This is a genomic window from Jatrophihabitans sp. (assembly GCF_046262535.1).
GTDB lineage: Bacteria > Actinomycetota > Actinomycetes > Mycobacteriales > Jatrophihabitantaceae > Jatrophihabitans.
This window is the reverse complement of the sequence record NZ_JBHEMO010000080.1, coordinates 1-17658: the sequence shown is the minus strand read 5'-3', so window position 1 is coordinate 17658 and position 17658 is coordinate 1. Positions and strand designations below refer to the sequence as shown.

Genomic DNA, 17658 nt, shown 5'->3' with positions numbered 1-17658 from the left:
GCCTGATGGAAGGCCGCCACGTCCATCCGTCGACGCTCTATCCGGGCGGCGTCGGAACGGTCGCGACGATCCAGCTGATGACCGACTACATGACCCGGCTGATGCGCTACATCGAGTTCATGAAGAAGGTCGTCCCGATGCACGACGACCTGTTCAACTTCATGTACGACGCGCTGCCCGGTTACGAACAGTCCGGGCTGCGCCGGACGTTGCTCGGCTGCTGGGGTTCCTTCCAGGACCCGGAGTTCTGCAACTTCGAGTACAAGGACATGACCGAGTGGGGTCGCAAGATGTTCGTGACCCCAGGCGTCGTCGTCGACGGCAAGCTGGTCACCACCGACCTCGTCGACATCAACCTGGGCATCCGCATCCTGCTCGGCTCGTCGTACTACGACGACTGGGAAGGCCAGGAGATGTTCGTCAAGAACGACCCCCTGGGCAATCCGGTCGACCGGCGGCACCCGTGGAACCAGCACACCAACCCGCAGCCGCAGAAGCGCGACTTCGACGACAAGTACAGCTGGGTCATGTCGCCCCGGTGGTTCGACGGCAAGGACTACCTGGCGCTCGACACCGGCGGCGGCCCGCTGGCCCGGCTGTGGTCGACCGCGCTGGCCGGGCTGGTCGACATCGGCTACGTCCAGGCGACCGGCACCAGCGTCAAGATCAACCTGCCGAAGACCGCACTCAAGGGCCCGGTGGAGCTGGAGTGGAAGGTTCCGCAGTGGAGCAACACCATCGAGCGGAACCGGGCGCGCACGTATTTCCAGGCCTATGCGGCAGCGTGCGCTCTGCACTTCGCCGAGAAGGCCCTGGTCGAGATCCGGGCCGGCAACACGAAGACCTGGGAGAAGTTCACCGTTCCGGACGAGGGCATCGGCTGCGGCTTCACCGAGGCCGTCCGTGGCGTCCTGTCGCACCACATGGTGATCCGGGACGGGAAGATCGCGAACTACCACCCGTATCCGCCGACGCCGTGGAACGCCAACCCGCGTGACGTCTACGGAACGCCCGGGCCGTACGAGGACGCCGTGCAGGGCCAGCCGATCTTCGAGGAGAACGACCGCGAGCACTTCAAGGGCATCGACATCATGCGCACGGTGCGCAGCTTCGACCCGTGCCTGCCCTGCGGCGTGCACATGTATCTGGGCGAGGGCAAGACGCTCGAGAAGATGCACTCACCGACCCAGTCGGTAACCGGCGAGTAGCCGTGGGCGCTCCGCAGGTAAGTGAGGGCCCACCGCCTGACCTGCAGGTGGTGGGCGACCGCATCCAGACCCTGCTGGACGCCAGCTCCTCCGGTGGCGTGGTGGCGCGCGAGCGCGCCGAGGAGCTGGTCCGCCTGGTCGCCGACCTGTACGGCAGCGGCCTGGAGCGGCTGCTCGACATCATGTACGACTTCGGGCGGCTCGACGACGGGGTGCTGGCCGCGCTGGCCGACGACGAGCTCGTTTCCAGCCTGCTGTTGGTGCACGGCCTGCATCCCTACGACGTTCGCGCCCGGGTCGAGCTGGCGCTGGAGAGCGTCCGTCCCTATCTGGGCACGCACGGGGGGAACGTCGAGCTGATTGATGTCAGCGACGACGGCGTGGTGCGCTTGCGATTGCTCGGCAGCTGTGACGGGTGCCCGTCGTCGTCGGCGACGCTCTCGTTGGCCGTAGAAGGTGCGGTCGAGGCCGCGGCCCCCGAAGTGACCGCCATCGAGGTGGAATCACCGGAGGACAAGCCGGCGGCACCACTCATCTCGCTCAACTCGCTACGGGTGCGCCTCAACGAACCCGAACCGGTGCACGGCGCCGCGTGGTCGACGGTGCCTGAGCTGGCGGCCCTGGCCGCCGGCAGCGTGCTGACCTGCTCGGCCGGCGACACCCCCATCGTGGCCTGCCGGATCGGCACCGAGTTGTTCGCCTTCCGCGACGCCTGCCCGACCTGTCACTCCAGCCTGGCCGGCGCCGGTCTCGGCCGGGTGCTGGGTGGCGCCGCCGGCGACCCCGTGCTGGGTTGTCCCGGTTGCCACGGGCACTTCGACGTGCGGCGTGCCGGCCGCAGCCTCGAGGACGACGCGCTGCATCTCGATCCGTTGCCGCTGCTCAACAACGGCGGCACCGTCTCGGTTGCGGTGCCGGTGCCGGCGCCGGCATGACCACAACGCGGCGGCCCGGGAGCCCGTGCGGGAACCCGCTCGGCGCACTGCGACGGATCACCAGTACCCGTCCGGTGCGCGCCGCCGAGGAGCGGTGCGAGATGTGCGCCGAGCCGATCGCCGAGGAGCACTCGCACGTCGTCAATCTCGACAGCCGGGTGCTGATGTGCACCTGCCGCAGCTGCTATCTGCTCTTCGCCGTGGACGGAGCCGAACAGCGTTACCGAGCGGTGCCCGAGCGCTATCTCTCGTTCCCCGATTTCGCCCTCAGTCCGGGCCAGTGGGACGAACTCGAGATCCCGGTCGGCCTGGCCTTCCTGTTCCGCAACTCCCTGCAGCGGCGGACGATCGCGTTCTATCCAGGGCCGGCCGGCGCGACGGAGTCCGAGCTGTCACTCGCGGCGTGGGAGTCCGTCGTCGCGGCCAACCCGCAGCTGTCCGTGCTCGAGCCGGACGTCGAGGCGCTGTTGCTCCGCGCGCCCGACCGCGGGCGCGGGACCGACGAGCTGGACTTCACCTGCCACCTCGTGCCCATCGACGCGTGTTACGAGCTGGTCGGTCAGCTCCGTCAGCTGTGGCGCGGATTCGATGGCGGGGACGAGGCCCGCTCCGCGATGGACGCCTTCTTCACCAAGGTGTCCGGGCGCAGCCGGCCGGCACCGCAGATCGGCCTCGGCTGATGGCTCAACTCGAGTTCCAGGTCGCCGACGTGTTCGCCGAGCAGTACGCGGCGGCGCCGCAGTTGACGGCCCGCTTGCGCATCATCGAGTCCACCGCCGCGGTGGTCCACGCCATCGCGCTGCGCTGCCAGGTTCGGATCGAACCGCAGCGGCGCAAGTACAGCCCGGACGAGGAGAGCGGTCTGCTCGACATGTTCGGGACGCGCGACCGCTGGTTTGACACCCTCAAACCGTTCATGTGGATGCAGTGCACCTCGATGGTTCAGGGCTTCACGGGGATCACCGAGGTCGACCTGGCGATGCCGTGCACCTACGACTTCGAGGTGACCTGGTCGAAGTACCTGCACGCCCTGCGGGATGACGCGATCCCCGTCGTCTTCCTCTTCTCGGGAACCGTGTTCACTCGCGGCACGGCCGGCTTCGGCGTGGAACAGGTGTCGTGGGACTGCGAGGCGCGCCACCAGATACCGGTCTCCGTGTGGCGCGACATGATCGGGCACTACTACCCCGACACCGGGTGGCTCCGGCTGCGACACGACACCATCACGGCGCTGTCCTACTACCGCTCCGTCCGCGGGCTGACCAGCTGGGAAGAGACGGTCGCGTCATTGATGGCCGGAGCGGAGGTGCGTGGCTCATGAGCCTGGAGCTGGCGCGCACGGTGGCCGATGCCGTCCTCTTCGAGGGCTACCTGCTCTACCCCTACCGGGCCACGTCCGGCAAGAACCAGGTCCGCTGGCAGTTCGGTGTGCTCGGGCCATGCGGTGCCTCCGACGCCGGCCTGGGGGAGGACTCGGACATGGCGGCCGATTGCGTGCTGGGCGAGGTGACGGCAGAGGGACGGGTCACCGCCCATCTGCGTTTCCTGCAACTGCAGACGCGCACCGTCGAGCGGGCCACCGACGACCCACAGCGCTTCGAGCCGGTCGAGCAGCTGACCGTCGGGGCCCGGTCGTGGCTGACATGGGACGAGGCTGTCGAGCACGAGATCGCGCTCGCGCCGTACTCGCTCGCCGAGGGCCGCCACGAGTTCGCCGTCGAGGTCGACGGCGGTGAGGACATCGAAGAACTGCGCGACCACGCGGGCGTGTGTGCCGGGCGGATCATTCGCCGGCGCTACCCGCTGCGGGCGACCGTGGTGATGAGCAGCGAAGCGGTCGATGGCTTCGTCTGCCTGGGAATCACGGTGAGCAATGCGGCGACCGCGCCGGTGGCGAGCAAGGACGACGCGATCCGACTGTCTCTCATCGGTGCCCACGTCCTGCTCAGTGCGCACGGTGCCGACTTCATCTCGCTGCTCGAGCCGCCGGACGCGGCGGGCGCCGCAGTGGCCGGTTGCCGGCAGCGGCGGTGCTGGCCGGTGATGGCCGGGCTGCCCGGCAGCAGCGACCTCGTCCTCGTGTCGCCGATCATCCTGTACGACTACCCGGAGGTCGCCGACCAGAGCGCGGGGGCGCTGTTCGACTCGACCGAGATCGACGAGATCCTCACCCTGCGCGTGATGACGCTGACCGACGCTGAGAAGGCCGAGGCCCGGGCGACCGACCCACGCGCCGCGGAGATCATCGACCGCTGCGATGCCATGTCGCCCGAGGCGCTGGCCCAGCTGCACGGCATCCTGCGCGACCCGCACGCCCTGGCCGCCGACGTGATGGACCTCCGCGACGTGGAACCGCCCACCTTCACCACCGGCGACCTGCCGTGGTGGGATCCGGAGGTCGACGCCAGTGTGCAGCCCGACGTCGACCACGTGATGGTGGACGGGGTCGCCGTTGCCCGCGGCAGCATCGTGCGGTTGCGTCCCTCGCGACGGGCCGACGCACAGGATCTCTTCTTCGCCGGCCAGCAGGCGCGCGTGTCGGCCGTCCACTCCGACGTCGACGGCAACGTCCACGTCGCAGTAACCCTGCTGGTCGACCCGGCGGCCGAGATGCACGAGTGGTACGGCCGTTTTCTGTACTTCGCTCCGGACGAGGTCGAGCCATTGGGGCCCGGCTCGTCCAGTTTCGCGCACGACAACCGGGAGGAGAGCCGATCGTGAAGGTGCTCGGAGAAGTCACGCTGGTGGGAGTGGCCGCAGTCGTGGTCGTGGGTCTCGCGGTGGGCGTTCGCTCCATCCCCGACATCCGGCGCTACATGAAGATGCGAAGGATGTGACCGACCGCGCGGGAAGGAGGCAAAGATGAGTGAGACGCCAGGCAGCTCCCTCGAAGAGGAGCCGCAGAGCGAGCGGGGTCCGGAGGGGTCACGCGACGCCGGCTCGGACGAGCCGTCGGGTGGCCCGGTCGACCGGCCGAGCGGCCAGTCGGACGAAGAAAGTGACACGTCGGTCGATGCGCAGGGTGCGCAGCACGAAGGCGCCCCTGACATGCCGGCGGGCGACCAGGGCGGCTGAGCAGCCCGGGAGGGAAACCAGATGAACGACGAACGAGACGTCGAGGGCGGCGGTACCACCGACCGCGCGATGCCGCCCTACGACGACCGGCAGAGGAGCGCGCCGGTCGACAGCGAGCAGGACACGCACAAGGACGGCGCGAACGTCGGCGGGGCAACCGGCCCGGTGGAGAACGCCGAGCTCAAATCGACTCCCAAGGAGGACACGCCGCGCGGAGCCGAGGCGTCCCCGGCCGATGAGCAGCCGGCGGCCGACATGCCTGAGACCGATCTCGACGACGACCGGGTGGGGCCGGATCACTATGCCGGCACCGGCAGCGGCGAGAACAAGTCCGAGGATCAGCGCTAAGTGCCACCGCGCATCCTGGTCGCCGGCATCGGCAACATCTTCCTCGGCGACGACGGTTTCGGCTGCGAGGTCGCCGGACGTCTTGCTGTGGACCCGCCGAGGACCGACGTGCGCATCGTCGACTACGGGATTCGCGGCATGCACCTCGCCTACGACCTGCTCGACGGGTACGAGGCGTTGATCCTGGTCGACGCGCTGCCGGGCCCGGATTCGCCGGGCACGTTGCGCGTGCTCGAGGTCGGTGCCGACGACCTGGGGGTCAGCGGGCCCGGTGGCCTCGACGCGCATGCCATGGATCCGGCCACGGTGCTGGCCGGCCTGCGCGCGCTCGGGGGGGAGTTGCCCCCAACGTTCGTGGTCGGCTGCATCCCGGCCGACCTCGGCGAGCGGATCGGGCTGTCCGGCCCCGTGGCCGCGGCCGTCGAGCCGGCCGCCGCCACCGTGCGCGGCTTGGTCGACGACGAGCTGTCGCTCCGGGCGGCCAGCGCGGCGGGGGGCTGACCATGTGCCTCGGAATCCCGGGCCGCGTCGTCGCGATGGTCGAGGGACACGGCAACCAGCTGGCCCTCGTCGACGTGCTCGGCGCGCAGCGCCAGATCAACATCGGGATGTTGGAGGACCAGGAGCTCGCAGCCGGCGACTGGATCGTGATCCACATGGGCTTCGCGATGGAGCGCATCGACGCCGCGGGGGCGGAGAAGGCGCTCGCCGGCCTGGAGATGATGGGCCGCCCGCGCGACGACGATCCCACCGTCGGAGCCTGACCGGGGATGGCGGGGACCTCCGGCTCGGTGCTGTTCGCTCGCTATGCCTATCCGCCCAACGAGCTGGGCTACTGCGGACCCGACGACGCCGCCGGGTTGCTCGCGTCGAGCGCCGCCGGCGAGGACACCGCCGAGATCGCCGGGCGGGCGCGCCAGTTCGACGGCGCGTGGGTGTACCTGCAGCTGCTGGCCGAGGCCGCCGGGATCGCGGACCCGCTGGACGCCCGAGTCGTGCGCGCGTACTGGGTCGGCGGCGAGTTGCTCGAGCGGCTGCCGCCCGACCGACTCCACGATCGGCTGGCCGAGCAGTTCGCCGGCCAGACGGGCGGCTTGTGGAACCGGTTGAGCGCGCCGGCGCGGCCCCTCGCCCGCGCACACCACAGCTTCCACGTCTTCGCGGTCTATCCGTGGGCCGGCCTGCTGGGGTCGGGCAGCCCGGTGCCCCTGTCCGTGCTGGATCGATGCCGGATCCGCTGGGGCCAGGTCGAGGAAACGCACGGCGACGAGGCCGTGGTCGTCTCGCGGCCGCTGCGCTGGGGCGGCGAACGTCTTCACCTGGGTGATGCGGCCGCTGAGACGGTGCGGCAATCGGCCGGCGGGCAGTCGTTGTCGTCGGGGGTCCTGGCCGGCGACTGGGTCGCCCTGCACTTCGACTGGATCTGTGACCGCTTGGACCCGGAGGCGGTGACCGACCTCGAGCGAGCGAGCGACCAACAGCTGCAGCTCGCCAACCTGGAGCTGCAGGCTGCTGCTCGCGTCAGGTCAGCATGACCTTGATGGACTGACGCGAGGCCATCGCGGCGTACGCGTCGCCCACCTGCTCCAGCGGCAGCACCGTGTCGAAGACCGGACCGGCGTCGAGCGTGCCGTCGACCGTCCGCTCGATCAGCATCGGCAGGTAGCGGCGGACGGGGGCGATCCCCAGGCTGATGGTCAGATGGTGGACGAACGGGCCGAACAGCGGCAGGCGTGGGGACGCGTGTGGCACCCCCACCGCGCCGATGGCCCCGCCTTCGCGTGCCATGCCCACGGCCATCTCCCACGATTCCTTGGTGCCCACCGCTTCGACGACGTGGCGCACACCCAGCCCGCGGGTCAGCTCACGGACGGCCGCGATGCCTTCGGCGCCGCGGGACTCGACGATGTCGGTCGCCCCGAAGCGCCGGCCGAGCTCGGTGCGGTCGGCATGCCGGCTCATCAGGATGACCCGCTCGGCGCCCAGCACCGTGGTCGCGCCGAGGACGGCGCAAAGACCGACCGCGCCGTCGCCGATCACCGCCACGGTGGCGCCCTCGCTGACCCCGGCCAGTGTCGCACCGTGCAGGCCCGTGCCCAGCACGTCCGAGGTGGCCAGCAGCGCGGGGTAGAGGTCCTCGCCGGCGCCCGACGGCACCGCCACCAGCGTTCCGTCGGCCAGCGGCACGCGGACCGCCTCGCCCTGCCCGCCGTCGGCCCCCGGAGCGCCGAACGTCCCGCCATTGGCGCAGGAGCTCTGGATCCCGTCGAGGCAGGCCGGGCAGGTGTTGTCCGACCACTGGAACGGCGAGACGACCAGATCGCCGACCTCGAGCGTGGTCACGTCCCGCCCGACATCTTCGACCAGGCCCAGGAACTCGTGACCCATGCGTGAGCCGGCCTCGCGGTTGACCACCCCTCGATACGACCAGAGATCGGACCCGCAAACGCAGGAACGAAGGACGCGCACAACCGCGTCGGTGGGCTCGACCACGGCCGCGTCCGGGACGTCGTCGACGGTGACGTCGCCGGCTGACAGGTACACGGCTGCGCGCATGGAGATCTCAATCTGTCGGGAGGGTCGGGTTTGGCTACGGTACGTCCAGCACGCGGGCCGCGTGCGGGCGACGGCCCGGCAAAGGAGTCGACATGGCGCTGCGGGTCATCCAATGGGCCACCGGCGGCGTCGGGCAGGCGGCGATCGAGGGCATCCTGCGCCATCCGGAGCTCGAGCTCGTCGGGTGCTGGGTGCACTCGGCCGCGAAGGACGGGCGGGACGTCGGCGAGCTGATCGGCCGGGCGCCCCTGGGCGTGCGGGCAACGACTGACACCGCGGCCGTCCTGGCCATGGACGCTGACGCCGTCATTTACGCCCCGATCGTGCCGAACGCCGACGACGTCGCCGCGATCCTGCGGTCGGGCAAGAACGTCGTCACGCCGGTCGGTTGGTTCTATCCCGGGGCAACCGAGGCCGAGCCCCTCGAGGCGGCCTGCCGAGCGGGCGGCGTCACGCTGCACGGCACCGGCATCAATCCCGGCGGGATCGCCGAGCTGCATCCGCTGATGTTCTCCGCCTGGTCCTCGGCGGTGACCTACGTGCGTGGCGAGGAGTTCTCCGACATCCGGACGTACAACTCACCCGACGTCGTCCGGTGGATCATGTGCTTCGGCGCGACGGCCGACGAGGCGATGCACAGCCCGATGCTCAAGGTGCTGTCCGGCGGCTTCGTCCAATCCGTGCGCATGTGCCTGGACGTCCTGGGATTCTCGACCGACGCCGAGATCCGCACGGTGCAGGAAGTCGCTGTGGCCACCGCCGCAATCGACTCGCCGATCGGGCCGATCGAGCCGGGAAGGGTCGCCGCCCAGCGGTTCCAGTGGGATGCGGTGATCGGCGACCGGGTGGTCGTGCGGGTCGCGGTGAACTGGCTGATGGGCGAGGAGCAGCTCGACCCGCCGTGGACGTTCGGCCCCGAGGGGGAACGGTTCGAGATCGAGGTCAAGGGCGATCCGGACTGCTTCGTGACCATCAGGGGTTGGCAGCCGCAGACCGTCAAGGCCGGCGTGGCCCGTAACCCGGGCATCGTCGCGACGGCCATGCACTGCGTGAACTCCGTGCCCTACGTCTGTGCCGCCGAGCCGGGGATCACGACCTACGTGGACCTGCCGCTCATCGCCGGCCGGGCCCACCCGGATCTCGGGCGCTGAGCGCGCTCAGGCGGCGACCTCGTGGACCGGGTGCTTGCGGGGGCGGCCACGGGGCCGCTTGCGGGCGATGACCGCCCCGGCTTCGAAGATCTCGCCGCCCCAGACTCCCCAGGGCTCGCGCCGCTCGAGGGCGCTGAGTAGGCAGGCGGTGCGCACCGGGCAGGACCGGCAGAACGCCTTGGCCCGCTCGAGGTCCGCCGGAGACTCGGCGAACCACAGTTCGGGATCCTGGACGCGGCAGGGTAGCTCGTCGCGGCTCTCCTTGGGCAGCGTGTCCAGTGAGTACTCGCCGGACGGAGCGCAGGTCAGCATTACGGAACCTCGGATCGCTGTGTGTGTGTGTGTGTGGTGGATCAGGCGCGACGCGCGCGGGTGGCCTTGCGGGCGCTGCGGCGGGCGAACCGGGCCTGCCTGGTCCGGCGCGAGTTGTCGGCGTCGACGAGGAGGTCCTGGATGTGATTCCGGGCGAGGTTCCCGGCGCCGGCGGCGAGGTAAAGGTTGGTCTCCATGAGGTCCTCCGGTGTAGCTGCTTCCTTGACACCGAGAACATTCGTCGTAAGGCCCCGACCCCTGCATCGGGACTTTGCCTAAGGGATGGCGGCAGCCGGCGGCCCCGTCCGCCTAAGGGGTCCCGGACTACCTAGAGCCCAGCAATTGCAAGGCCTCAGTCAGGCTGCGACGGCGCTCATGCGTCACAGGAGGGCGGTGAGCCGGTCCAGCAGGGCGTCCTGCCCGACGATCATCTTGCGCCGCGCGGTGGCCAGGTCGAACCAGCCGGCCCGGTCGATCTCCGGAAATGACTGACGCCGCCCGGAGCGGGGCGGCCATTCGATCTCGAACGTGTTGCTCGAGATCGCCGTTACGTCGAGGTCGGCTTCGACAGCCCAGGCCGTCACCCGCTTGCCGTTGCGCTGGCGGACGGTGCCCAGTTCACGTTCGGTGCCCGGTGGCGGCGCCAGCCCGAGTTCCTCGGCGAATTCGCGGTGGGCAGCCGCGAGCGGGGCCTCGTCGTCGCCGTACTCGCCTTTGGGGATGGACCAGGCACCGTCGTCCCGCTTGCTGAAGAAGGGGCCGCCCATGTGGCCGAGCAGTACCTCGACGTCACCGGCGCTTCGTCGGTACAACAGCAGCCCGGCGCTGCGCGACGTCGGCACGGGGCGACGTCAGCCCCGGCCGGCGCCGAGGCGCTGGGACCCGACGCCGTCAGCCGCCGACTCCAGCCCGGCGAGCGTCAGCGGCGACTCGTCGACGTTGCCGGCGTCCGAGCCTGCCTTGGCGGCGCGTCGTTCGGTGATGAGGGCGCCGATCAGCACGCCACCGAAGATCACCACGGACAGAATCATCAGCCACACGGACAGGACGAACACGCCGCCGATCAGCCCGTAGGCGTGAACCTGCCAGGACACCTGCCCGGGCATGATGACGCGGGTCAATCGGAAGAGAACGGTCGTGCCCACGCCCACGCAGAGCGCCCCCGGCAGCAACGCGCGCCAGTTCACCCGGCCGGCCAGCAACCAGTGCTGCGACCACCAGTAGAAGAGGAAGGTGACCACGCCCTGGACGACGGCGATGCAGGTCAACCCGGGCCGGCCGATGTGCTGGTCGAGGATGCGCCCCACCCGGCCGAGGCCGAGCATGCCGAGGGAGTAGAGGCCCAGCATGATCGTCCAAGCGAGCTGCCGACAGTACGAGCGGATGCTGATGATCCGCGGCAGCGTCCAGATCAGCTCGAAGGCGCGCTGCTGTACCGAGGCCACGCTGGTCGTGAACACCAGGGCCGTGATCATGGCGACGACCAGCGTGAACGTGCTGATGGTCGGCGCCGTGCGGCGGAACAGGCGGGTGACGTCGTCGGCCGAATCGCCGTACAGGCCGAAGAAGCGGGTCATGAAGTAGCCGGCGCCGTCGTCGGTCACTCGCTGGAGCACCGCCGACACGGCGACGACCAGCGGCGCGGTGCAGAGGACCTGCTGGGCGCAGAGGGCCAGCGCGTGCGTGTCGAGGTCGAGTTCGCGGACCCTGCGGTAGCCGTGCCCGCCGAGGCTGTTGTGCCACCAGGCTCGTCCGGCCGCGATGCGGCGGCGGGCTGACGGGCGTCTCATACTGTTCAGTCTGCCCGGGCGGTCCACCTGAGATCGACAGGGCGCAGCTGAGCGTGTTCAGCCGAGCCGGATACCGGCCAGCTGGGTGCCCGATGCCACGAGCCGTCCGGTGCTGTCCCACACCCAGCACGCCTCGTCGACGCGCTGGCCCTCGATGAGTTGCGCCTTTTGCAAGACCCGCACCGGACCAGGTGCCGGTATTGCGCGCACGTACGCCGTCAGTTCGAGCGTCGGCACCCACCCCGTCAGCTCGATGTCGAAGGTCGCCGGGGGGAACGCATCGACGGCGTAGATCAGCGAGAACGGGTCGAACGCCTCGCCGTGGGGCAGGGCGAGCCAACCGCGCAACTCCCCGCGGCCGGACGGTTCCCCGCGGCCGAAACCGAACGAGTCGGGCTCGATCCGCAGGTCGACCTGGTCCATAATCGCGACCTTGACGCCCAGCGGGTTCAGCGACGGCAGGCGGATCGAGTCCTCGAGCGAGGCCGTGCCGGCAGCGGGGGCGCCGTCGGCCCAATAGGGCTTCGCCGCCGGATCGAGCACGCTCGTGGTCACGAGCGCTTCGATGCAGAGCTGATCGTCCTGCCGGAGCTGGACGCGCAGCTGGCTGGCCGAGCGCCCACCGCGCAGCAACTCGGCACTGACCACGGCCGGTCCGGGCTCCGGTGAGCGCAGGAAGTGGGCGCTCGCGGCGATCGGGTGCTCGTGCGGCCCGACCGCCGCTGCGGCCCGGCCGAGCAGACCCGTCAGGTAGCCGCCGTTCGGCTTGCCGGCGATCGTCCACTCGGGGTGGACGTCGACGGTGAACCGGGCCGGCCCGTCGGGTGTCAGCGCGGTGACGTCGGAGAACGCGACTGGGGGCATGCGGGCTACTGCTCGAGCGCGGCGTCCAGGGTGATCTCGACGCCGGTGAGCGCCTTGCTGATCGGGCAGCCGGCCTTGGCGGCCTCAGCGGCCTCGGCGAACGCGTCGGCGTCGAGGCCGTCGACCTCACCGCGCACGGTCAGCTTGATGCCGGTGAGCCGGAAACCGCCGGCCGGGTCGGGGCCGAGGGTGACGTCGGCCTGCACGTCGAGCGCGATCGGTGTTCCGCCGGCCTGGGCGATGCCGTTGGACAACGACATGGCGTAGCAGGCCGAGTGCGCGGCCGCGACGAGTTCCTCGGGACTGGTCGTGCCGTCGGCGTCGTCGGCCGCCCGCTTCGGGAAGGACACCTCGTAGGTGCCGACCTTGGAGCTGGACAGCTCGACCTGGCCGGAGCCCTCCTGAAGTGTGCCGGTCCAGGCCGTGCGGGCGGTACGAGTGGGCATCGGGTCTCCTCGGGTTGGGCGGTGCGTCTTAGAGCTCAAGCCTGGCGTACCGCTCGGCATTCCGGCACGCCAGGGTCGCTTCGGCGCAGGCTGGGTAGGTAGGAGGCACACCGACGAAGGAGCGCAATGACCGACCTGAACACGCCGGCCTCGATCTCCGGCACCTTCGAGATCGCCGAGCGCACCGTCCACCGTCTCGGGTTCGGCGCCATGCGGCTGACCGGGCAAGGCGTCTGGGGCGAGCCGGCCGACCGGGCCGAGTGCGTCCGAGTGGTGCGCCGGGCGGTCGAACTCGGCGTCGACCTGATCGACACGGCCGACTCCTACGGGCCGCACGTCAGCGAGGAGATCATCCGCGAGGCGTTGTACCCGTATCCCGAGCAGGTGCTCGTGGCGACCAAGGCGGGCTTCACGCGACACGGACCCGACCGCTGGGCGGCCGTGGGGCGCCCCGAATACCTGCGGCAGCAGTGCGAGATGAGCCTGCGCCGGCTCGGATTGGACCGCATCGACCTCTTCCAGCTGCACCGGATCGATTCCAAGGTGCCCTTGGCCGATCAGATCGGCGTTCTGGCCGAGTTGCGCGACGAAGGCAAGATCGGCGCGGTCGGGCTGTCGGAGGTCTCGGTGGAGGACATCGATGCGGTCCGGGCCATCACCGAGGTGGCCACGGTGCAGAACCTCTACAACCTCACGAACCGCAAGTCCGAGGACGTGCTCGACTACTGCACTCGCGAGGCCATCGGCTTCATCCCGTGGTTCCCGATCGCCGCCGGCGACCTGGCCAAGCCGGGCGGCCCGGTCGACGAGATCGCCAAGCGGCACGAGGCGACGCCGGCGCAGGTGGCCATCGCCTGGCTGCTCGCCCGCGCGCAGGTCGTCCTGCCGATCCCGGGCACGTCGAGCGTCAAGCATCTCGAGGAGAACCTGGAGGCCGGCCCGCTGTACCAGCGCCTGACCCGCGACGAGGTGGCCGAGCTGACCGACGCCGGCTAGTCCGGGCGGGTCCAGTCGTCCGCCCCGGCGGCCTCGGCGCCGATCGTCGTGTCCGGGCCGTGGCCGGTGTGCACGACGGTGTCCGCGGCCAGCGGCAGCAGCTGCGAGCGGATGGACGCGACGATCGTGTCGAAGTCGGAATAGGAACGACCGGTCGCGCCAGGCCCGCCCTGGAACAGGGTGTCGCCGGTGAACACGGCGCCCAGCTTGGGGGCGGAGAAGCAGACCGCGCCCGGCGAGTGGCCAGGCGTGTGCAGCACGTGCAGCGTGGCGCCGCCGACCTCGATCCGGTCGCCGTCGGCCAGCGGGTCGAACGCCGCCTGCCGGTGGGTCATCTGCCACAGCACCGTGTCGGCCGGATGCAGCCGCACCGGTGCATCGAAGCGGTCGGCGACGTCGCGCGCGACATTGACATGGTCGTCGTGCGCGTGCGTGCACAGGACGGCGCGCAGTCGGCGGTCGCCGACGAGCGCGGCGATGGCGGCGGCGTCGTGCGGCGCGTCGATCACCACGCACTCGCGGTCGTCGCCGATCACCCAGACGTTGTTGTCGACGTCCCACGTGCCGCCGTCGAGGCTGAAGGTGCCGCTGGTGACTGTGTGCTCGATGCGCGCCGGCATCAGAGGACGACGACCGACCGCAGCACCTCGCCGCGGTGCATCTTGTCGAAGGCCGCTTCGATGTCGTCGATGCCGATCGTCTCGCTGACGAACTGGTCGAGCGGGAACCGTCCCTGCTGGAAGAGGTCGATCAGCATGGGGAAGTCGCGCGACGGCAGACAGTCGCCGTACCAGGACGACTTCAGCGTGCCGCCGCGGCTGAACAGATCGATCAGCGGCAGTTCGAGAGTCACGGTCGGGTCCGGGACGCCGACCAGCACGACCGTACCGGCGAGATCGCGGCCGTAGAACGCCTGCCTGTACGTCTCAGGGCGGCCCACGGCATCGACGACGACGTCGGCGCCGTTGCCGTCGGTCAGTTCCTGGATCGCGGCGACCACGTCGTCGACGCCGAGCCCCTTCGAATTGATGGTGTGGGTTGCGCCGAAGTTCTGCGCGCCGGCGAGCTTGCGGTCGTCGACGTCGATCGCGATGATCTTGCCCGCCCCGACGAGCCGGCTACCGGCGACCGCGGCCGCGCCAACGCCACCGCAGCCGATCACGGCGATGCTCTGCCCGCGTTTGACGCCCGCGGTGTTGACGGCGGCGCCGAGACCGGCCATCACCCCGCAGCCGAGCAGGCCGGCGGCGGTGGCCGGTGCCGCGGGATCGACCTTGGTGCACTGCCCGGCGGCGACGAGCGTCTTTTCGGCGAAGGCACCGATGCCGAGGGCCGGTGACAACTCGGTGCCGTCCTCGAGCGTCATCTTCTGCCTCGCGTTGTGCGTGTTGAAGCAGTACTGCGGCTCGCCGCGGGTGCACGCGCGGCACTGCCCGCACACGGCGCGCCAGTTGAGGATGACGAAGTCGCCGGGCGCCAGGTCCGTGACGTCGGGGCCGACGGACTCGACCACGCCGGCGGCCTCATGGCCGAGCAGGAACGGGAAGTCGTCGTTGATGCCGCCCTCGCGGTAGTGCAGGTCGGTGTGGCAGACACCGCAGGCCTGCACCTGCACCAGCGCCTCACCCGGGCCGGGATCGGGGACGTGGATGCTCACGACCTCGACCGGCGCCCCCTTGGTCCGGGCGATGACGCCCCGCACCCGATTGCTCATTCAGATACCTCGTAGACGGGGACGATCATCGCGCGGCCCAGGGTGTGGCTGAACAGGTTGAAGCCGAGAAATGCGGGTGAGGCATCGGCCGGGATGTCGAGGGTCGGCACGTCCACGGCGTGCACGACGACGTGATAGTGATGCGGTCCGTGCCCGGGCGGTGGGGCGGCTCCGATGTAGCCGGTCGTGCCGCCGTCGTTGCGCAGTTCGACCGCGCCGTCGGGCATGTTGGTCCCGCTCGCTCCGCTGGGCAACTCGGTCACGTCGGCTGGGATGTTGAAGGCCGCCCAGTGCCAGAAACCGCTCCCGGTCGGGGCGTCGGGGTCGTACACCGTCACGGCGTAGCTCTGCGTCCCTTCGGGCGCACCCGACCACGCCAGATGCGGTGAGACGTCCTCGCCGCCGGCTCCGAACACGCCCGACACCTGCGGCGTGGCCAGCGTCTGACCGTCGGACGCGTCGTCGCTGCGCAACTCGAAGCTGGCGACCTGGGGGAGTTCGTCATAGGGGTTCCTGCTCACCTGCGGTCTCCTTCGCCGACGTGGAGGGCCGTCCGGTGCGGCCTCTCCCTGCCAGTCTTACCGCAAGGTGGGACCCCGCAGACGGTCAGGCCGGTTCGCAGATGACCACCGGGATCTCGCGGTCCGTCCACGACTGGTAGCTGTCGAAGTCGGCGTACACATCGGTGAGTCGTGGCCAGAGGCGCGCCCGCTCGTCCGGAGTGGCCGTCCGGGCCCGCATCCGCCGGGTCGCCCCGCCGAACTGCACGCTTACGTCCGGGTCGGCCACCACGTTGCCATACCACTGGGGGTTCTCGGGCAGGCCACCCTGCGATGCGACGAGGATGACGTTGTCGCCGTCGGTCATGTGAAGCAACGGAACCGTCCGCGGCAGTCCGGACTTGCGGCCGGTCGTGGTCAACAGGCAGACCGGCACCCCGTGGCGCAGCGCGCTGCCGACCCGCCACGTCTTACCGATCCGCCCGTTGCTGCGGCGGTACAGCCAGACGTTGGCCGCTGACATCCATTTGATGATCTTGCGGGTCGCTGGGCTGTCGAGGCCTTTCGGTCGCGTCTTCACCGGGGAAGTACACCGGAGTGCGCAGGCGGCGTCGAGCCGGCGATAACGCAACCCGGCGCACGGGTAGTCCACCGCGGTGACGAGCCCCGTGAACACCGACCCACCGGCCAAGCCCGAGGACGAGCTCGAGGTCGCCTTCGAGCGACTGGTCGACGAGGGCGAGGTGCGCCTGCGCCGGCCCATCCTGGCGCTCACGTCCACCGGCCTGCTCGGAGGTATCGACGTGGGAACCGGGGTGCTCGCGTACTTGCTGGTGAAGGAGTCGACCGGGAACCCGCTGCTCGCCGGCCTCGCGTTCTCCCTCGGTTTCGTCGCCCTGCTGCTCGCCCGCAGCGAACTGTTCACCGAGAACTTCCTCGTCCCCGTCATCACCGTCGTGGCCAAGAAGGGAACGCTGTCGGCACTGGCCCGGCTGTGGGGGGTCACCCTGCTCATGAACCTGGCCGGCGGGTGGCTGATCGTGTGGCTGATCGTCACCGGTCTGCCGAAGGTCAAGTCCACGGCGGTCGAGTCGGGCACGCACTACGCGACGCTCGGGGTGTCAGCCCAGTCCTTCGCGCTCGCCGTCCTGGCCGGGGCCGTCATCACGCTCATGACCCGCATGCAGCATGCGACCGACAGCTTGGGGGTCCAGCTCGTGCCCGCCATTCTGTTCGGCGCACTGTTGGCCGGTGGTCAGCTCTTCCACTGCGTGCTCGATTCGCTCCTCATGTTCGCGGCGCTGATCGCCGGAGCACCGTTCGGCTATGCCGACTGGCTCGGCGCGCTGGCCTGGTCGGCGTTCGGCAACCTCGTCGGGGGCGTCGTGCTGGTGACCGCGATCCGGCTGCTCAGGGTGCCGCATCGCGTCGCCGAGGAGCGTAAGCAGAACTAGGCCGGTGTTGCCCAGCGGTTGGCGGTGAGCTTCCAGCTCGGAGTGTCGTCGAGCGACTGGACGGCTTCGTAGCTGCGGGTGTAGCCGGTCCGGCTGATGCGCCAGATTCCGACGTCGTCGCGGGTGTAGACGTCATTGTAGAACGCGGCGCCGGTCAGCAGCATCCGGTGCTCGGTGATGATCACCTTGTCCTCGAGATACCAGGTCCCGGTGGCGGTGTTTCCGTCCACGGTGATCTCGGGGTGGTGGCACTGGTGCACCGTGATGATCGCCGGGCCGAGCGACTTGCTCATGAAGTCCACGACGGCG

The 17658-nt window shown here is 70.0% G+C and carries 26 protein-coding genes; 14 read left to right on the top strand and 12 right to left on the bottom strand.

Annotation, left to right across the window (positions count from 1 at the left end; all coding sequences use genetic code 11):
- From ABR571_RS11510 to ABR571_RS11460, 11 genes are all read left to right on the top strand, one after another.
- Positions 1–1208: nickel-dependent hydrogenase large subunit (locus tag ABR571_RS11510; protein WP_409453345.1), on the top strand; the 1208-nt coding region annotated here is incomplete at its 5' end.
- A gap of 2 nt (positions 1209–1210) precedes the next feature.
- A complete protein-coding gene (locus ABR571_RS11505; RefSeq protein WP_409453344.1) occupies positions 1211–2143 on the top strand; it encodes a NifU family protein in 933 nt (310 codons plus the stop codon).
- Positions 2140–2823 carry a DUF5947 family protein gene (locus tag ABR571_RS11500; protein ID WP_409453343.1) on the top strand — a complete coding sequence of 228 codons (684 nt, stop codon included), beginning with the start codon at positions 2140–2142 and terminating at the stop codon, positions 2821–2823. The genes ABR571_RS11505 and ABR571_RS11500 overlap by 4 nt, the downstream gene beginning before the upstream one ends.
- Positions 2823–3464, top strand: a complete 642-nt coding sequence (locus ABR571_RS11495; RefSeq protein WP_409453342.1) for a DUF6084 family protein — start codon at positions 2823–2825, stop codon at positions 3462–3464. The genes ABR571_RS11500 and ABR571_RS11495 overlap by 1 nt, the downstream gene beginning before the upstream one ends.
- Complete coding sequence (locus ABR571_RS11490; protein ID WP_409453341.1) at positions 3461–4864, top strand: hypothetical protein; 1404 nt, start codon at positions 3461–3463, stop codon at positions 4862–4864. The genes ABR571_RS11495 and ABR571_RS11490 overlap by 4 nt, the downstream gene beginning before the upstream one ends.
- Positions 4861–4980: a DUF6893 family small protein gene (locus ABR571_RS11485; protein ID WP_409453340.1), complete on the top strand. Its 120-nt coding sequence runs from the start codon at positions 4861–4863 to the stop codon at positions 4978–4980. The genes ABR571_RS11490 and ABR571_RS11485 overlap by 4 nt, the downstream gene beginning before the upstream one ends.
- Positions 4981–5005: 25 nt before the next feature.
- On the top strand, positions 5006–5218 hold the full coding sequence (locus ABR571_RS11480) for a hypothetical protein (protein ID WP_409453339.1): 213 nt from the start codon (positions 5006–5008) through the stop codon (positions 5216–5218).
- A 21-nt stretch (positions 5219–5239) separates the two neighbouring features.
- Positions 5240–5566 carry a hypothetical protein gene (locus ABR571_RS11475; RefSeq protein WP_409453338.1) on the top strand — a complete coding sequence of 109 codons (327 nt, stop codon included), beginning with the start codon at positions 5240–5242 and terminating at the stop codon, positions 5564–5566.
- Positions 5567–6067 (top strand): hydrogenase maturation protease, encoded by a 501-nt coding sequence (locus ABR571_RS11470; protein WP_409453337.1) that lies wholly within the window; start codon positions 5567–5569, stop codon positions 6065–6067.
- Positions 6068–6069: 2 nt separating this feature from the next.
- Positions 6070–6330, top strand: coding sequence for a HypC/HybG/HupF family hydrogenase formation chaperone (locus tag ABR571_RS11465; protein ID WP_409453336.1), 261 nt, complete (start codon positions 6070–6072; stop codon positions 6328–6330).
- Between the two features lie 6 nt (positions 6331–6336).
- The gene (locus ABR571_RS11460; protein WP_409453335.1) at positions 6337–7101 is read left to right on the top strand and encodes a DUF6390 family protein; all 765 of its coding nucleotides are present in this window, start codon (positions 6337–6339) and stop codon (positions 7099–7101) included.
- Here the strand turns inward: ABR571_RS11460 and ABR571_RS11455 are convergent.
- Positions 7088–8122 carry a zinc-binding dehydrogenase gene (locus tag ABR571_RS11455; protein WP_409453334.1) on the bottom strand — a complete coding sequence of 345 codons (1035 nt, stop codon included), beginning with the start codon at positions 8120–8122 and terminating at the stop codon, positions 7088–7090. The two genes, ABR571_RS11460 and ABR571_RS11455, sit on opposite strands and share 14 nt — an antisense overlap.
- 92 nt (positions 8123–8214) lie before the next feature.
- On the opposite strand from ABR571_RS11455, the gene ABR571_RS11450 reads away from it, so the two are divergent.
- Positions 8215–9273, top strand: coding sequence for a dihydrodipicolinate reductase (locus ABR571_RS11450; protein ID WP_409453333.1), 1059 nt, complete (start codon positions 8215–8217; stop codon positions 9271–9273).
- A gap of 6 nt (positions 9274–9279) precedes the next feature.
- Here ABR571_RS11450 and ABR571_RS11445 read toward each other — a convergent pair whose 3' ends face one another.
- The 6 genes from ABR571_RS11445 to ABR571_RS11420 form a co-directional block, all read right to left on the bottom strand.
- Positions 9280–9585 (bottom strand): WhiB family transcriptional regulator, encoded by a 306-nt coding sequence (locus ABR571_RS11445; RefSeq protein ID WP_409453332.1) that lies wholly within the window; start codon positions 9583–9585, stop codon positions 9280–9282.
- A gap of 41 nt (positions 9586–9626) precedes the next feature.
- Positions 9627–9782: a hypothetical protein gene (locus ABR571_RS11440; protein ID WP_409453331.1), complete on the bottom strand. Its 156-nt coding sequence runs from the start codon at positions 9780–9782 to the stop codon at positions 9627–9629.
- Between the two features lie 183 nt (positions 9783–9965).
- A complete protein-coding gene (locus ABR571_RS11435) occupies positions 9966–10427 on the bottom strand; it encodes an NUDIX domain-containing protein (protein ID WP_409453330.1) in 462 nt (153 codons plus the stop codon).
- A gap of 9 nt (positions 10428–10436) precedes the next feature.
- Positions 10437–11375, bottom strand: coding sequence for a YhjD/YihY/BrkB family envelope integrity protein (locus tag ABR571_RS11430; protein WP_409453329.1), 939 nt, complete (start codon positions 11373–11375; stop codon positions 10437–10439).
- Between the two features lie 57 nt (positions 11376–11432).
- A complete protein-coding gene (locus ABR571_RS11425) occupies positions 11433–12239 on the bottom strand; it encodes a thioesterase family protein (protein WP_409453328.1) in 807 nt (268 codons plus the stop codon).
- A 5-nt stretch (positions 12240–12244) separates the two neighbouring features.
- Complete coding sequence (locus tag ABR571_RS11420; protein ID WP_409453327.1) at positions 12245–12685, bottom strand: OsmC family peroxiredoxin; 441 nt, start codon at positions 12683–12685, stop codon at positions 12245–12247.
- Positions 12686–12811: 126 nt separating this feature from the next.
- Between ABR571_RS11420 and ABR571_RS11415 the strand changes: the two genes are divergently transcribed.
- Positions 12812–13681 (top strand): aldo/keto reductase, encoded by an 870-nt coding sequence (locus tag ABR571_RS11415; RefSeq protein ID WP_409453326.1) that lies wholly within the window; start codon positions 12812–12814, stop codon positions 13679–13681.
- On the opposite strand, the gene ABR571_RS11410 is transcribed toward ABR571_RS11415, so the two are convergent.
- The 4 genes from ABR571_RS11410 to ABR571_RS11395 form a co-directional block, all read right to left on the bottom strand.
- Positions 13678–14301 (bottom strand): MBL fold metallo-hydrolase, encoded by a 624-nt coding sequence (locus ABR571_RS11410; RefSeq protein ID WP_409453325.1) that lies wholly within the window; start codon positions 14299–14301, stop codon positions 13678–13680. The genes ABR571_RS11415 and ABR571_RS11410 overlap by 4 nt on opposite strands.
- Entirely contained in the window at positions 14301–15395 is a 1095-nt protein-coding gene (locus tag ABR571_RS11405; protein WP_409453324.1) for an S-(hydroxymethyl)mycothiol dehydrogenase, read from the bottom strand. Before ABR571_RS11405 ends, ABR571_RS11410 begins: the two co-directional genes overlap by 1 nt.
- Positions 15392–15916, bottom strand: a complete 525-nt coding sequence (locus ABR571_RS11400) for a YbhB/YbcL family Raf kinase inhibitor-like protein (RefSeq protein ID WP_409453323.1) — start codon at positions 15914–15916, stop codon at positions 15392–15394. The genes ABR571_RS11405 and ABR571_RS11400 overlap by 4 nt, the downstream gene beginning before the upstream one ends.
- A gap of 85 nt (positions 15917–16001) precedes the next feature.
- Complete coding sequence (locus ABR571_RS11395; RefSeq protein ID WP_409453346.1) at positions 16002–16418, bottom strand: nitroreductase family deazaflavin-dependent oxidoreductase; 417 nt, start codon at positions 16416–16418, stop codon at positions 16002–16004.
- A gap of 133 nt (positions 16419–16551) precedes the next feature.
- Here ABR571_RS11395 and ABR571_RS11390 point away from each other — a divergent pair, with 133 nt between their 5' ends.
- Positions 16552–17349 (top strand): formate/nitrite transporter family protein, encoded by a 798-nt coding sequence (locus tag ABR571_RS11390; protein ID WP_409453322.1) that lies wholly within the window; start codon positions 16552–16554, stop codon positions 17347–17349.
- Here ABR571_RS11390 and ABR571_RS11385 read toward each other — a convergent pair.
- Positions 17346–17658 (bottom strand): nuclear transport factor 2 family protein (locus ABR571_RS11385; protein ID WP_409453321.1); only part of this gene is annotated, 313 nt, incomplete at its 5' end. The two genes, ABR571_RS11390 and ABR571_RS11385, sit on opposite strands and share 4 nt — an antisense overlap.

Excerpts from the sequence above, each read along its gene's own strand:
- ABR571_RS11500 (WP_409453343.1), top strand. The coding sequence starts at position 2,140 with ATGACCACAACGCGGCGGCCCGGGAGCCCGTGCGGGAACCCGCTCGGC.
- ABR571_RS11495 (WP_409453342.1), top strand. The coding sequence starts at position 2,823 with ATGGCTCAACTCGAGTTCCAGGTCGCCGACGTGTTCGCCGAGCAGTAC.
- ABR571_RS11490 (WP_409453341.1), top strand. The coding sequence starts at position 3,461 with ATGAGCCTGGAGCTGGCGCGCACGGTGGCCGATGCCGTCCTCTTCGAG.
- ABR571_RS11480 (WP_409453339.1), top strand. The coding sequence starts at position 5,006 with ATGAGTGAGACGCCAGGCAGCTCCCTCGAAGAGGAGCCGCAGAGCGAG.
- ABR571_RS11475 (WP_409453338.1), top strand. The coding sequence starts at position 5,240 with ATGAACGACGAACGAGACGTCGAGGGCGGCGGTACCACCGACCGCGCG.
- ABR571_RS11465 (WP_409453336.1), top strand. The coding sequence starts at position 6,070 with ATGTGCCTCGGAATCCCGGGCCGCGTCGTCGCGATGGTCGAGGGACAC.
- ABR571_RS11460 (WP_409453335.1), top strand. The coding sequence starts at position 6,337 with ATGGCGGGGACCTCCGGCTCGGTGCTGTTCGCTCGCTATGCCTATCCG.
- ABR571_RS11455 (WP_409453334.1), bottom strand. The coding sequence starts at position 8,122 with ATGCGCGCAGCCGTGTACCTGTCAGCCGGCGACGTCACCGTCGACGAC.
- ABR571_RS11450 (WP_409453333.1), top strand. The coding sequence starts at position 8,215 with ATGGCGCTGCGGGTCATCCAATGGGCCACCGGCGGCGTCGGGCAGGCG.
- ABR571_RS11445 (WP_409453332.1), bottom strand. The coding sequence starts at position 9,585 with ATGCTGACCTGCGCTCCGTCCGGCGAGTACTCACTGGACACGCTGCCC.
- ABR571_RS11440 (WP_409453331.1), bottom strand. The coding sequence starts at position 9,782 with ATGGAGACCAACCTTTACCTCGCCGCCGGCGCCGGGAACCTCGCCCGG.
- ABR571_RS11430 (WP_409453329.1), bottom strand. The coding sequence starts at position 11,375 with ATGAGACGCCCGTCAGCCCGCCGCCGCATCGCGGCCGGACGAGCCTGG.
- ABR571_RS11425 (WP_409453328.1), bottom strand. The coding sequence starts at position 12,239 with ATGCCCCCAGTCGCGTTCTCCGACGTCACCGCGCTGACACCCGACGGG.
- ABR571_RS11420 (WP_409453327.1), bottom strand. The coding sequence starts at position 12,685 with ATGCCCACTCGTACCGCCCGCACGGCCTGGACCGGCACACTTCAGGAG.
- ABR571_RS11415 (WP_409453326.1), top strand. The coding sequence starts at position 12,812 with ATGACCGACCTGAACACGCCGGCCTCGATCTCCGGCACCTTCGAGATC.
- ABR571_RS11410 (WP_409453325.1), bottom strand. The coding sequence starts at position 14,301 with ATGCCGGCGCGCATCGAGCACACAGTCACCAGCGGCACCTTCAGCCTC.
- ABR571_RS11405 (WP_409453324.1), bottom strand. The coding sequence starts at position 15,395 with ATGAGCAATCGGGTGCGGGGCGTCATCGCCCGGACCAAGGGGGCGCCG.
- ABR571_RS11395 (WP_409453346.1), bottom strand. The coding sequence starts at position 16,418 with ATGTCAGCGGCCAACGTCTGGCTGTACCGCCGCAGCAACGGGCGGATC.